Below are 13110 nucleotides of genomic sequence, written 5' to 3'. Positions count from 1 at the left end.
CGAAGCGTTACTTGTACCAGCGGCCGAGCAGCACGGCCATGTCCTTCGACAAAATGTCCAGCAAGCTGATCACCTTGCCGTAATCCATCCTGGTCGGTCCCAGAATGCCGATCGTGCCCAGCGATTTGCCCTCGACGGAATACGTCGCCGTGATCAGGCTGCAGTTGTTGATCGCCTCATGTGTATTTTCCGTCCCGATGCGGACTTGAATACCGCTTGGAAGCGCATTGAACATCTGCATGATCGTAGGCGTTTCTTCCAGCAGATCCAGAAGCGTCTTCACCTTGTCGACGTCCTTGAATTCCGGCTGGGTGAGCATGTTCGTCGTGCCGCTCATGAAGACGCGGTGATCGTTGTCGCTCTCCATCGTTTCGTCGAGAATGCCGAGCAGCCGTTCGAACTGGTCCGCGTAGCGGTCGAGCTCTTGACCGACTTCCGAGTACAATTTCGATTTCAGGCGGACGAGCGGAACGCCGACCAGCTTGGCGTTCAAAATGTTCACCGCCTGCTGCATTTCTTCCATATTCATGTCGGGCGGGAGCGAGATGGTGCGGTTCTCGACGTGACCGGTGTTCGTGACGATGATCGCCACGGCCGAATCCTCGCTGAGCGGCACCAATTGGAAGTGCTTCAGCGACGTCGTGAACGTCTCCGGTCCGAGCACGATGCTCGTGTAATTCGTCATGTTCGACAGAATCATCGCCGCGTGCTGGATGATGTGCTCCATTTGGTTCATCTTCTCGGTGAAATACGAGCGAACCAAATGCAAATCCCGTTCGGACACTGCTCCCAGTTTGACGAGATGGTCGACGTAATAGCGGTAGCCCTTGATCGATGGCACCCGTCCTGCGGAAGTATGAGGTTGTTCGAGGTAGCCGAGCTCCTCCAAATCAGCCATTTCGTTGCGAATCGTCGCCGGGCTGAAGCTGACGTCGCTTCGCTTCGAAATGCTGCGCGAACCGATTGGCTCCGCCGAGCGGATATAATCGTCGATGATGACGTTCAAAATCATGCGCTGCCGATCCGATAACATCGCAGTCCCTCCCATCGCAGTTCGGACCGCCTCCAGGCGCCCCGATTCGTCGTTCCCGTCATCGTTAGCACTCGATAGCGTTGAGTGCTAATCATTACTACAAAAATACCAAACCAACTTGGCAATTGTCAAGTCAGTTCAGCATTTTGAGCACCGCTATTTCATCGCATGCATGCTGCTTCGGGCAGTTCACGCAGTCGGTCCAAACCTTCTCCGGGAAAATTTCCTTGTTCACGACGGTGAAACCGTTTTTCTCGAAAAACCGCACCTCGTACGTCAACGCCATGATCTTCGGAATCCCCTGCTGTTTCGCTTCGTAGATCAGCTGGTCGACGAGCTTGCTGCCGATGCCGAGTCCCTTGTAGCCCTCGGAAATGCCGAGCGACCGAACCTCCACCAGGTCGGCGCCGAGCCGCGTCAGCGCTCCGCACCCGACGACTTCGTCCCCGATCTCGGCAACGACGAAAGTATCGATCTGGCGCTTCAGCGCCTCGCGCGACCGCGGCAGCATAATACCCTTCGCGGCGTATCCGGCTATCAATGACGCTAATGTGTCTATATCGTCCTCGGTCGCTCGTCTGCACACCGCTTCAATCGCTTTCGCTTCCATCGCTCCTGCAACACCCTCTCGCCATACCAATTTCTGCAAAGATTTAATACGAATAAATATACAACAACGTGCATGGATAAACAAGACCTTTTTCAATGGAAACGGTGCGCCTCGGAAGCGGAATCTCCGCTTAGGCCAAGAACGCGCCGAATACTTCGTTGCCGAGCGGGATGCCCTGCTTGGATAGCCGGTAGCCTAAGCCGCTTCCATCCTCGACCGTCTCGATCAGCCCTTGCTTCAGCAGCCGCCGAAGCGCCTCGCCGAAGACGCCTTCGATCGTCCGCCCCGGGAACTGCGTGCCGAAATCGTCCTCCCGTACGCCCCGCAGCATGCGCAGGCCGACCATCATGAAGTCCTCCATTGCTTCTTCCTCGGACACGCCGTTCGTCTCGAGACGCGGAAGCCGGGCCGCCGCCGCGTCGAGGTACGGCTGGATGCCCTTGATGTTGACGTGGCGCTCGCCGCGCGCATAGCCGTGCGCGCCCGCGCCGAGGCCGTAATACGGCTCGTTGCGCCAATATGTGATGTTATGCCGGCTCTCGAAGCCCGGCTTCGCGAAGTTGCTGATCTCGTAATGGCCGTAACCCGCTCCCGTCAGCCGCTCGATGAGCAGCATGTACATCGCAAGCTCGTCCTCCTCCGGAGGCAGCGGCAGCTCGTTGCGCTCGTACAAGGCATGAAACAGCGTGTTTTCCTCGACCTTCAAGCCGTAGAGCGAATAATGCGGCAGCCCAAGCGCCAGCGCCTTCGAGACGCTGTCCGACAAAAGCTCGACCGTCTGGCCCGGCAATCCGAACATCAGGTCGATGGACAGGTTGTCGACCCCCGCCGTCCGTGCGTTCTCGATGCTGCGGTAGACATCGTCCACGTTGTGGATCCGGCCGATCCGTTCCAGCAAGCCGTTGTCGAACGACTGCACGCCGAAGCTGATCCGGTTCACGCCGCCTTCGCGCATCGCCTGCAGCTTCTCTAGGTCCGTCGTGCCCGGGTTCGCTTCCATCGTGAACTCCGCGTCCGGCCGGATCGGGAAATGCCGCTTCACCGACGCCAGGAACCGTTCCATCTGCGGCGGCGTGAGCACCGTCGGCGTCCCGCCCCCGACGAACACCGTATGGATCTCCTCCGGCGGCAGCGCAGAGACCGTCCGGACCATCTCCTGCTCCAGCGCGTCGAGATACGCGTCGACGGGCTGCCCTTTCAGCACGTAAGACGTGAAATCGCAATAATGGCACTTGTTCGTGCAAAACGGGATATGAATGTAAAGCGCCCGCGGCGCGTGCATCAGCATAATGTCTTTCCTCCAATGCTTCCATCTTTACCTATTAAGACTCCCTTGAAAAATAAAACAAGGGAGCTCAGTTGCTCCCTTAAAAAGGCTGCGTTGAGGAAGGCCGAAGGCCGGTAAGGAGATGAATGCAGCAAGCTCATGCTTCCGAAGCAGGTGAATCCTACATTCCCTGTCCTCGGATAGAGAACGCAATCCATTCACCTGAAGTGATCGCCTTTGCAGCCGTAGTTCAACCTTTAAATAATAATCATAAAATACGGCTGCAACAGCAAGCGGAATCCCTTACCGGCCGGAGGCCGTCCCCAGCGCGTCTCTAATCCTCGTCGATCTTCAGCACCGCCATGAACGCTTCCTGCGGCACCTCGACGCTGCCGACCTGCTTCATCCGCTTCTTGCCTTCCTTCTGCTTGTCGAGCAGCTTCCGCTTCCGGCTGATGTCGCCGCCGTAGCACTTGGCGAGGACGTTCTTCCGCATCGCCTTGACCGTCTCGCGGGCGATGACCTTGTTGCCGATCGACGCCTGGACGGGCACCTCGAACATTTGGCGCGGAATGAGCTCTTTCAGCTTCTCGCAGATGATCCGGCCGCGGCTGTAGGCGCGGTCGCGGTGAACGATGACGGACAGGGCGTCGACCTGCTCGTTGTTGAGCATGATGTCCATCTTGACCAGCTTCGACTGGCGGTAGCCCGACAGCTCGTAGTCGAAGGACGCGTAGCCCTTCGTGCTGGACTTCAGCTGGTCGAAGAAGTCGTAGACGATCTCGGACAGCGGCATGTCGTACGTGATCGTGACGCGGTTCGTGTCCAGGTACTCCATGTTCACGAACTCGCCGCGCTTATTCTGGCAGAGCTCCATGATGGCGCCGACGTAATCGTTCGGCACGATGATGGCCGCCTTGACGTACGGCTCCTCGACGTAATCGATCTTGCCGACCTCCGGATAGTTGGACGGGTTGTCGATCTCGAGCACGTCGCCGTTCGTCAGCGTGACGCGGTAGATGACGCTCGGCGCCGTCGTGATGAGCGGAATGTTGAACTCGCGCTCGATCCGCTCCTGGATGATCTCCATGTGCAGAAGGCCGAGGAAGCCGCAGCGGTAGCCGAAGCCGAGCGCAGTCGATGATTCCGCCTCGTAGCGGAGCGACGCGTCGTTCAGCTCGAGCTTCTCCAGCGCGTCGCGCAGATCGTTGTAATCCTGCGTCTCGATCGGGTAGAGGCCGCAGAACACCATCGGGTTGATCTTGCGGTAGCCCGGCAGCGCTTCGGCCGCCGGCCGCTTCGCTTCCGTGATCGTATCGCCGACGCGCGTGTCCTTCACGTTCTTGATGCCCGCGACGACGAAGCCGACATCGCCGACCGCCAGCTCGCCGACGATGCCCATGCGCGGCATGAACGCACCGACCTCGATGACTTCGAACTCCGCGCCCGTCGCCATGAAGCGGATCTTCTTGCCGGCCTTGATGCTGCCGTCGATGACGCGCACGTAGACGATAACGCCTTTGTACGGATCGTAATGGGAGTCGAAAATGAGCGCCTTCAGCGGCTCGTCCGGATCGCCCGTCGGCGCCGGCACTTTCGTGACGACCTGCTCCAGGATTTCCTTGATGCCGATGCCGGCCTTCGCGGAGGCGTGCACCGCTTCGCTGGCGTCGAGGCCGATGACGTCCTCGATCTCCTGCTTGACGCGCTCCGGCTCCGCGCTCGGAAGGTCGATTTTATTGAGCACCGGGATAATTTCGAGATTGTTGTCGAGCGCCAGGTAGACGTTCGCAAGCGTCTGCGCCTCGATGCCTTGCGCCGCGTCCACGACGAGCAGCGCGCCTTCGCAGGCCGCGAGGCTGCGGGATACCTCGTATGTAAAGTCGACGTGCCCCGGCGTGTCGATCAAATTCAAAATATACTCTTCGCCGTCGTCGGCCTTATAGCCGAGCCGGACGGCCTGCAGTTTGATCGTGATACCGCGCTCGCGCTCCAGATCCATCTGGTCGAGCACCTGCTCCTGCATTTCCCGGGACGAGAGGGCGCCGGTATATTCGAGAATCCGGTCGGCCAGCGTCGATTTGCCGTGATCGATATGGGCAATGATGGAGAAGTTCCTGATTCGTTTTTGTCGTTCGCGTACGTCAGACATGCTTAACCCCCAGAGGTACCTAAATGCTAATCATCATTGTATTATACCAGTTCGGGCCAAGCCCATCAATCCGTCACCTTCTCGAAAAACGAGACGACTAGACGGATGCCCTTCGACGAGATCGACTGCAGTACGCCGGCCGTGCCGTCGGCGACCTGGTTGACGGTCGATTGGCTCGCCGCCTCCGGCAAACCCGGCAGCCGCTTGGCCAGCTCCTCCTGCAGCTTCCGCTCGTATTCCCGGCGGATCTCTTCTTCCGTACGGCCGTGCTGCGCGTCTTGGACCGTCCTCTGCGGCATCGGCGCGATCACGACGCTGCCTTCGGGCAGCGAGGCGTCGCCCAGCGCCCGTGACGGGTCCGACCCGTAAGCCCCCGGAAAATCGGTCGCTCCCGCGGCTCCCGTCCCCGCCGCTCCTGCTTCCGACCCTTCCGTAACGCCCGGCAGCGCCGACCGGATCGTATCCACGGGTCCGTTGATGCGTTCGATGCCGCTCGTTGCGATGTCGATGCCGAACAGGACGATCAGCGCGACCGCGCCCCCGACCACGGCCGTTTTGAGTGTTTGCCGACGCATAGCCATTCCCCCTTCTCGTTTCCTCTTATTTGCCCGCCCCCGCGGGCGGTGCGGTTACTTTCTCGTCCTTCCAATACAGGTCCGCGATAACCTTCGCGAGCGCGTCCACCGTCCGGTACGACTCCTTGAGCGAATTGTCCACGCCGCCGATCTCGATCAGCACGCTGTCCGACGCGAGGGACTGGTTGTATTCGCCGTTTCCGTTGGCCGCCGATTTGCCCCAGATGCCGCGCGAGAGGCCGGGATATTTCTTCTCGAGCGCCTCGTGAATCTCGCTCGCGAACGCCTCGTTCTTCTGCCAGTCCGGATTGCCGTGCCCGATGATGAAGAACACCTGCGCGTAGTCCAGCCCGTTGATCGTCGCGGTCGTTTCCTTGCGGTGCTGCGAGTCGCGGTGAATATCGAAGAAAAATTTCAGGTCCTTGTTGGCCGACATCGCCGTAAGCACCGACTGTTTCGAATATTTATAGGATAGGAGCCAATTGTAGTTTTTAACCGCGGCCGGGTAATCCGTCGCGGAATGGAGCGCGCCGACGCCCAGCTTGTCGAGCTGGTCGGCGAGCCGCGCGCCGAGCATCGTGATGTTCCGGGTCGAGGACTCCGCCGTCTTCTTGCTCTTGATCTCCGGAAACCACGATTCGCGGGCGTGGGAATGATAGATGAACACGACGTTGCGCCCGCCGGTCGTCGGCATCGCCGGCGCTGCCGGAGATCCGCCGTCGCTGCCGCCGGTATCCTCCGCCGCTTCCGCGCCGCTGTCCGCGTCCCCGTTGTCGCCGGGATCGTGATCCGGCCGGTCGGCGTCGGACAGCCCGTCCGGCGTGTCGTCCGTCCCTTCGGCGCCGCCTTCGCTCGATGTCACCGTCTCGTGATCCTCGGGCCCTACCGACGCGTCCGTGCCCGAACCGCCTTGCAGCAGCGTCGTCTTCTCTCCCTCGAGGCCCGGATACTGGCTGGCCAGCAGGCTCTTCGGATCGTCCGGGTTGATATCCGTGAGCAGCCGGACGAGAAAGCTGCCGATCTGACGGCCGGAGATGGACGGCTGAACGTCCGCCTTGGCGGTCCCGGGCAACTCCATCGCGAGCATGTCCGAGAACAAACCGTTTGAAACCGACGCCGCGAACCCTGTCATGGACGCGACCGGCGAAGTCGAGGCGCGCTGCTGCACGATGACGCCGATGCCGACGACGAGGACAAGGACCATCGATCCTAATGACAGCAGGGCAAAGGTGCGGCCGGCCACCAGCAGCTGCCTGAGCCGCAGGCTGCTTCGGCCGATGTTGAGCGTCATTATGATACGTTTCATTGCGTAGTTCCTCCCGGTTCCCATTTTCGGTGCTTCGCCCGTTTCAGGCCTGATTCCATCTTATGAGGACGAGCGGATTGCTAGAACCGGAAGTTTGGAAGTTTAGTAGAACGCTAGATTGCCCGCTGATTGCCGCGAGACTGCTAGATTGCGAGAATCACCTGGGCCCGCGCGCCGAAAAAGCCCTCCGGCGCGATGCCGGAGGGCGGAGTGCGAGGGGCTGTTTGCCGCCCCTGCGTGCGGCCGCCGCGCCTTTGCGGCGCGGCGAGGGCCGGGGATCAGTGCGTGTAAGCGGCCACGTTCGTCTTGTCGACGGCTTCGTGCAGCGCCGCGTTCAAGCCGCTGGCGACGATGTTGGCGATGTCCTCGATGAACTGGTCGATCTCCTTCGGCGTGACGAGCAGATCGTGGCCGAGCGGCCCGAGCGCTTCGCGGACGAGCTGCAGCCGCTCGTTCTCGTCGATGGAATCCAGCAGCCCCATAAAACCGTCCGTTGCCTGATTGGCATGCTTCTTCAGATGCTCCCGCATGAGGTCGATGCTGTTGCTCACGATCGTCGAGGCGTACAGGACGGTGGGTACGCCGATCGCCACGACGGGCACGCCCAGGATATCTTTCGTCAGCCCGCGCCGCTTGTTGCCGATACCGGAGCCGGGATGGATACCGGTATCGGCGATCTGGATCGTCGTGTTGACCCGCTCGAGCGCCTTGGACGCCAGCGCGTCGATGGCGATGATGAGGTCGGGCTTCGAACGGTCGACGATGCCCTGCACGATGTCGCTGGATTCGATGCCGGTAATGCCGAGCACGCCGGGCGCGACCGCGCTGACGTTGCGATAGCCGGGCGCGACCTCGTCCGGCATCAGCTCGAAGAAATGCCGGGTCACGAGCGTGTTCTCGACCACGATCGGGCCGAGGGCGTCGGGCGTCACGTTCCAGTTGCCGAGCCCGACGATGAGCACGTTCGCCGTCTTCGCCACGCCGATCCGCTCCAGGAACGCGGCGAATTCCTGCGCCAGCTTCGTCGCGACGCGGTCCTGCAGCCCCGTGTCCTGCTTGCGCAGCTCGGGCACCTCGAAGGTGACGTAATGGCCGATCATTTTCCCCATGATGCGCGAGCCTTCCTCCGTCGTGACGTCCAGCCGGGTAATCTTGATGCCGTCATCGTCCGATACCTCGGACACGACGCCAGGGATCGGCCCGTTGCCGGCCGACTCCGCCAGTTCCTTCGCTTCCAGCGCCAAGTCAATGCCGACGTTAAATCGCTCCAAATCCAGGTCATCCATGCAATAAGGGCACTCCTTCCATTATCGAATGGCTTTAGTGTGCGGAAGCCCGGGATAAATTATGCGGTTCGGGGACCCGCGGAACGACCAACAAGCCCGAGTGCGCTATTGCTTTTTGTCCCTGCCCATGATAAACTATGTCAAGTTGTGTTTGTTATAAAGGGGTTTCCCTTTTTTTACGGGAGGTGAATGCAATGCCAAACATCAAATCCGCTGTAAAACGCGTGAAGACGATCGAGAAACGCCGCGCTCTGAACGCTTCTCAAAAATCCGCGCTTCGCACGGCCGTTAAAGCTGCCGACCAAGCTGTCGTCGCTACCGATGTGGAAGCTGCCAAAGCAGCTCTGATCGTCGCTACGAAAAAGCTGGACAAAGCCGTAACGAAAGGCCTGATCCATAAAAATGCAGCTGCTCGCAAAAAGTCGCGTCTGGCTAAGAAGCTGAACGCACTGAGCGCTCAAGCCTAATTCAACCCCATAAAAGTCCTGCCCGCTCGCTTCGGCGAACGGGCAGGACTTTTTAATATTCCCGCGCGGGCGGGCGGCAATACCGGAGGAAGAAGAGCGCTCCCCGGTACCGGCGTCGGCACTGCCGTCTGCCGCGGCTCGCCGCCGGTTTACGCGGCGAGCGACAGCAGGAACAGCTCGAGGCCCAGCGTCTTGTCCACCCGGCCGGTCTTCATGCCGTAATCCAGCTCGGCCAACTTGCTCAGGTGACGGCCCAGCGTCTGCGCGGAGAACCGCCTCGCCTTCTCGGCCGCCACCTTGACGGCATACGGGTGCAGGCCGATCTGACCGGCCATCTGCTGCTGCGAGTAATTGCGCTGCTCCAGCTCCTTCACCTGCAGCATGATCCGGAACTGCCGGGCGATCAGCGCCGCGATCTTGATCGGCTCCTCGCGGCGCAGCAGCAATTCGGCGTACAGCTTGAGCGCCTTCTCCACGTTCAGCGACGCCATCGCGTCGATCAGTGCGAAGACGTCCTCCTCGACCGTCGAAGCGATCAGCGCTTCGACGTCCGCGCCCGAGATGGCGCCGCCATGGCCGGCATGCAGGCAGAGCTTGTCCACCTCGTGCGCCAGCTGCTGCATGTTCGTGCCGGTGCGGGCCAGAAGCAGCCGCGCGGCGTCGCGATCCAGCGAGCGGCCCTGCTCCTCGGCGCGCTTGACCGTCCATTGTAGCAGCTCGTTCTCCTGCAGCTCCTGGAAGGCGATCAGCGCATCCTGCTCCTTCAGCAGCTTCACGACCTTGCGGCGCTCGTCAAGCTTCTCCGCCATCACCTGGAACACGACGACGCTCGTCTCGCACGGCTGCTTCAGATACGCGAGCAGTGCCTCCGTACCGTGCTCCAGCTTCGCTTCCTTGCCCTGTGCCGCCGCTAGCACGGACGTATCCCGCACGAGCACCAGCTTGCGCGAGGCGAAGAACGGCAGCGTGTCCGCCTCCGCGACTGCTTCCTCGACCGGCGTCTCCGACATGTCGTACTTGACGATGCCGAGCTCGCGCTCTTCCGGCGGCAGCAGCTTCTCCGTCAGCGCTTCGACGAACTGCCGCATCCGGTAGCGGTCCTTCCCATATAGCACGTACACGGGCCTGAATCGCCCGGCTTTCCATTCCTTCGCGGCTTCCTTCGGGTCCATCCGCTCGCCTCCTCCGTACCGATCATGTTAACGATAGCGCCATTCCGGCCAAAACGCAACAAAGGGACGAGGCAGCCTTCACCTCATCCCTTTGTCCCCGAACATCTATATAAACACTCGCGAGCGCGGCCCATGGTACCGGCAGCGAATGGTCATACGGACGTCAAGGCTTTCTCGATCGTCGCATGACGCTTTCTTCTCTACACCATACGCGAATGTCACGTCATGTGTGCTTGGGCATATTCATTATTTGCTAGATTGCTTCTGCTCCGTGCCCGTCTTCGGGTTGACGACGAACGTCTTCTTGACGCCGTCCGCGTCGACAGCCGTGTACGTCAGCTTATCGTCCTCCGTCCAGCGCAGATCGGCGATGCCGGTCCGTTTCGCGCTCTGGTACTTCAGCTCGCTGCCGTCGACGGTATAGACGCTCACCGTATCCCCGTCCACGATAAACGCCTGGTATTGCTTATCGGCCGATATCGGAGAAGCCATCACCGGCTCCTTGGACGAAACGGACGGGTTATTGTCCGGGGTCATCGCGGACATATTGCCCCCGCTGCTGTCCGTCCTGTCGGCCGCGACGCCGTCTTGCGCGCCGCTGGGGCCGCTCAGCGTCTGATTCGAACCGGCCGCAGGCGCGTTGCCGCCGCCGTTTGCCGCGGTATCGCCTTCGCCCGAAGATCCCGTCGCGAAATTCGGCGGGTACGACTGATCAGCATCTGCTCCGCCGGCGCTCCGTCCGTCCATGATCGGCGGCATCGCTTCGCCGTTCGGATCGACGGCGATCTGATCCTTGTGCACCTCGGCCCCGCCGGCCGCCGCTTTGTTCTTCTCGGCGCCCTGCGCCGCGACGCCTCCGTCGTTCTTCGCCGCAGCGTCGCCGCTCGATCCCGTATCTGCCGCCGCGTTGTTTTCCTGGATGGCCTCGTTCATGATGCTGGCGCTGCTGTCGGCGGCATTATCCGCCGATGCGGCCATTCCGCTGTCCGCACTGTCGCGAAGCGTATGGGTGCCGCCGCTGTTCAGGAAGAACATGCCGACGATGACGCCAGCCGCGACGACGCCGCCCGCCGTGGACATCGGCAGCCATCGGCGCCAGCCGTTCCCGCTCTTCTGCGTCCGCCGAGGGTTCGTCCCTTCGCCGGCCGCGACGATCGGCGGCGGCTCGACGGTCCGCGCTTCTTCGGCCGCCGACAGCTCCGCGAGCTTCGGCAGAATCGCGTCGACCAAGCTGTAGCTGGGCGCTACCTTCGGCAAGCTTTCCAATCCCTCGGACAGCCGCTTCAACCGTTCGAACATCGCCGCGCACTCGGAGCAATGCCGCGTATGATTCATCAAGATTTCGGTTTCCCGTTCGTCCAGGTCCCCATCCAGCTGTCGTTGCATATAGTCCATCACCTCTTGACAATTCATCCTCGGACACCTCCTCTCTGATAGTCGTGCAGGTAGGTCTGCAGCTGCTGCCTTGCCCGGAATAAATACGATTTGACGGTATTCAGCGGCAAATCAAGCGAATCCGCGATTTCGTTGTAAGAGAAGTCCTGCAGGTACCGCAGCACGACGACCGCTCTGTGATGCTCGGGCAGCTTGTCGATCGCCTTGCGGATATCCTGCGCCGTGTACGACGACATGACTTCGTCCTCGACGGTATGCTGATCCTGAAACACCATTTCGTGCTCCTCGATGGATACAGTAGGCTTGTTTCTCCGGAACTTATCGATGCAAATATTCGTCACGATCCGTTGGACCCAGGTTTTGAACTGCGCCTTTTCCTCGTACGTGCCGATTTTGGTATAAATGCGGATAAGGGCTTCTTGGGCGGCATCCATCGCGTCCTGTTCGTTGTTGACGATATAGTAGGCGGTCCGGTACACATGATTTTCGATTTGGCGCAACAGAGTAATAAGAGCTTCGCCATCGCCGGCTTGCGCGGCTTTGATCAGGCCTGGCTCTACCACGGAGGATCCCCCCTCTTGCAACATTACAGACGGACGCGTCCTGTCGAATGTTGCACAGCATATAGAATCTTTTTTATGAAAAATTTAGGTGTCTATGGTCCTAGTCGAATCGAGGCCCAGTACATCAAAAGAATAGCAGAAAATAAAAGGACCGTACACCCTGCCGGAACATTTCCGACAGTCGTACGGTCTTCTCGTCTCCCGCCGCTCGCCTCAATATTGCGCGCGCAGGTCGACCAGATTGCGGACCGGCGCGCCGTGCGCGCGGTAGTGGGCCAGGTTGTCGAGCACGATCTCCAGCGCGCGGGCCGTGTAAACGTCCGTGCTGCCGGCCTCATGCGGCGTCAGGATCACGTTGTCCAGCCCCCACAGCGGATGGTCTGCCGGCAGCGGCTCCTGCTCGAATACGTCCAGGCCGGCCCCCGCGATGCCGCCGCTTCGGAGCGCCTCCACCAGCGCTTCGGTATCGGTCGTGCCGCCGCGTCCGATATTTAAGTAGTAGGAAGTCGATTTCATGACCTCGAACTGGGCTGCGCCGATCAGGCCGCGCGTCGCGTCCGTCAACGGCAGGCAGTTGACGACGTAATCGCTCTGCGCCAGCACGTCGTTCAAGCGGTCCATGCCGTACATCTCATCTACATGTTCGGCTTCGCCTCCCGTGCGGCGGATGCCGAGCACCTTCATTTGAAAGGCTTTGGCGATCTTGGCTGTCTCCAGTCCGATCGCGCCGACGCCTAGGATGGCCATCGTCCGGCCGTGCGCTTCCCCAAGCCGCAGCGAGGGCTGCCATCTGGCCGCGAGCTGGCTGCGAACGGCGCGGTGCACCCCGCGGGTCAGCGACAGCAGCATGGCGAAGATCGATTCCGAGATTTGGAACGGATGCACGCCCGACGCGTTCGTGACGACGATGCCGAGCTCCTTCACCCGGTCGAGCGGCAGATGATCGATGCCGGCCCCCATGTTTTGCAGCCATTTCAGCGCGATGCCTTCAGTATACAACGTCTTCTTGACATCCCGGTTCCACCCGAGGATAATCTCGGCGGATTTCAGCAGCGCTCGTGCCTCGGCTTCCTCGAGTCCCGCGGCCTGCACGAACTCATATTCCGGCAGCGCCGCCCGAATCGCCGCGGCCTGCTCGTCGTCAAATGTATGAACGGATACGATGGTTCCCATATGTACGGCTCTCCTCCCTGATGTTCCTGGTTTACACATGTTTGCCCCTGATTTTGGTTTAAACGTTACCATCCGGCGTGAAATGTGTCAAACAGGAACGATCCGGTTATC

The 13110-nt window shown here is 60.6% G+C and carries 12 protein-coding genes; 1 reads left to right on the top strand and 11 read right to left on the bottom strand.

Annotation, left to right across the window (positions count from 1 at the left end):
- Positions 1–7: 7 nt before the first annotated feature.
- From hrcA to gpr, 7 genes are all read right to left on the bottom strand, one after another.
- Positions 8–1033 (bottom strand): heat-inducible transcriptional repressor HrcA, encoded by a 1026-nt coding sequence (gene hrcA, locus ACFPB1_RS18670; RefSeq protein WP_379227622.1) that lies wholly within the window; start codon positions 1031–1033, stop codon positions 8–10.
- A gap of 133 nt (positions 1034–1166) precedes the next feature.
- Positions 1167–1643 (bottom strand): N-acetyltransferase, encoded by a 477-nt coding sequence (locus ACFPB1_RS18665; protein ID WP_379227621.1) that lies wholly within the window; start codon positions 1641–1643, stop codon positions 1167–1169.
- Between the two features lie 130 nt (positions 1644–1773).
- Positions 1774–2931 (bottom strand): radical SAM family heme chaperone HemW, encoded by a 1158-nt coding sequence (gene hemW, locus ACFPB1_RS18660; protein ID WP_379227620.1) that lies wholly within the window; start codon positions 2929–2931, stop codon positions 1774–1776.
- Between the two features lie 313 nt (positions 2932–3244).
- Positions 3245–5062: a translation elongation factor 4 gene (gene lepA, locus ACFPB1_RS18655; protein ID WP_379227619.1), complete on the bottom strand. Its 1818-nt coding sequence runs from the start codon at positions 5060–5062 to the stop codon at positions 3245–3247.
- A gap of 65 nt (positions 5063–5127) precedes the next feature.
- The gene (locus tag ACFPB1_RS18650) at positions 5128–5637 is read right to left on the bottom strand and encodes a hypothetical protein (RefSeq protein WP_379227618.1); all 510 of its coding nucleotides are present in this window, start codon (positions 5635–5637) and stop codon (positions 5128–5130) included.
- A 25-nt stretch (positions 5638–5662) separates the two neighbouring features.
- Positions 5663–6943 (bottom strand): stage II sporulation protein P, encoded by a 1281-nt coding sequence (gene spoIIP, locus ACFPB1_RS18645; protein WP_379227617.1) that lies wholly within the window; start codon positions 6941–6943, stop codon positions 5663–5665.
- Between the two features lie 278 nt (positions 6944–7221).
- On the bottom strand, positions 7222–8229 hold the full coding sequence (gene gpr, locus ACFPB1_RS18640; protein WP_379227616.1) for a GPR endopeptidase: 1008 nt from the start codon (positions 8227–8229) through the stop codon (positions 7222–7224).
- A gap of 194 nt (positions 8230–8423) precedes the next feature.
- Here gpr and rpsT point away from each other — a divergent pair, with 194 nt between their 5' ends.
- Positions 8424–8696 (top strand): 30S ribosomal protein S20, encoded by a 273-nt coding sequence (gene rpsT / locus ACFPB1_RS18635; protein WP_090638546.1) that lies wholly within the window; start codon positions 8424–8426, stop codon positions 8694–8696.
- 149 nt (positions 8697–8845) lie between these two features.
- Here the strand turns inward: rpsT and holA are convergent, their stop codons facing one another.
- The 4 genes from holA to ACFPB1_RS18615 form a co-directional block, all read right to left on the bottom strand.
- A complete protein-coding gene (holA, locus tag ACFPB1_RS18630; RefSeq protein ID WP_379227615.1) occupies positions 8846–9868 on the bottom strand; it encodes a DNA polymerase III subunit delta in 1023 nt (340 codons plus the stop codon).
- A 246-nt stretch (positions 9869–10114) separates the two neighbouring features.
- A complete protein-coding gene (locus ACFPB1_RS18625) occupies positions 10115–11281 on the bottom strand; it encodes an anti-sigma factor family protein (protein WP_379227614.1) in 1167 nt (388 codons plus the stop codon).
- A complete protein-coding gene (locus ACFPB1_RS18620; protein ID WP_208849270.1) occupies positions 11278–11826 on the bottom strand; it encodes an RNA polymerase sigma factor in 549 nt (182 codons plus the stop codon). The genes ACFPB1_RS18625 and ACFPB1_RS18620 overlap by 4 nt, the downstream gene beginning before the upstream one ends.
- A 213-nt stretch (positions 11827–12039) precedes the next feature.
- Entirely contained in the window at positions 12040–12999 is a 960-nt protein-coding gene (locus ACFPB1_RS18615; protein ID WP_379227613.1) for a D-2-hydroxyacid dehydrogenase, read from the bottom strand.
- Between the last annotated feature and the right edge of the window lie 111 nt (positions 13000–13110).

The sequence above is a fragment of the Paenibacillus sp. GCM10023250 genome (assembly GCF_042653205.1).
Lineage (GTDB): Bacteria > Bacillota > Bacilli > Paenibacillales > Paenibacillaceae > Paenibacillus_Z.
The sequence above is the reverse complement of the archived record's forward strand: the minus strand, read 5'-3'. Positions and strand labels throughout refer to the sequence as shown.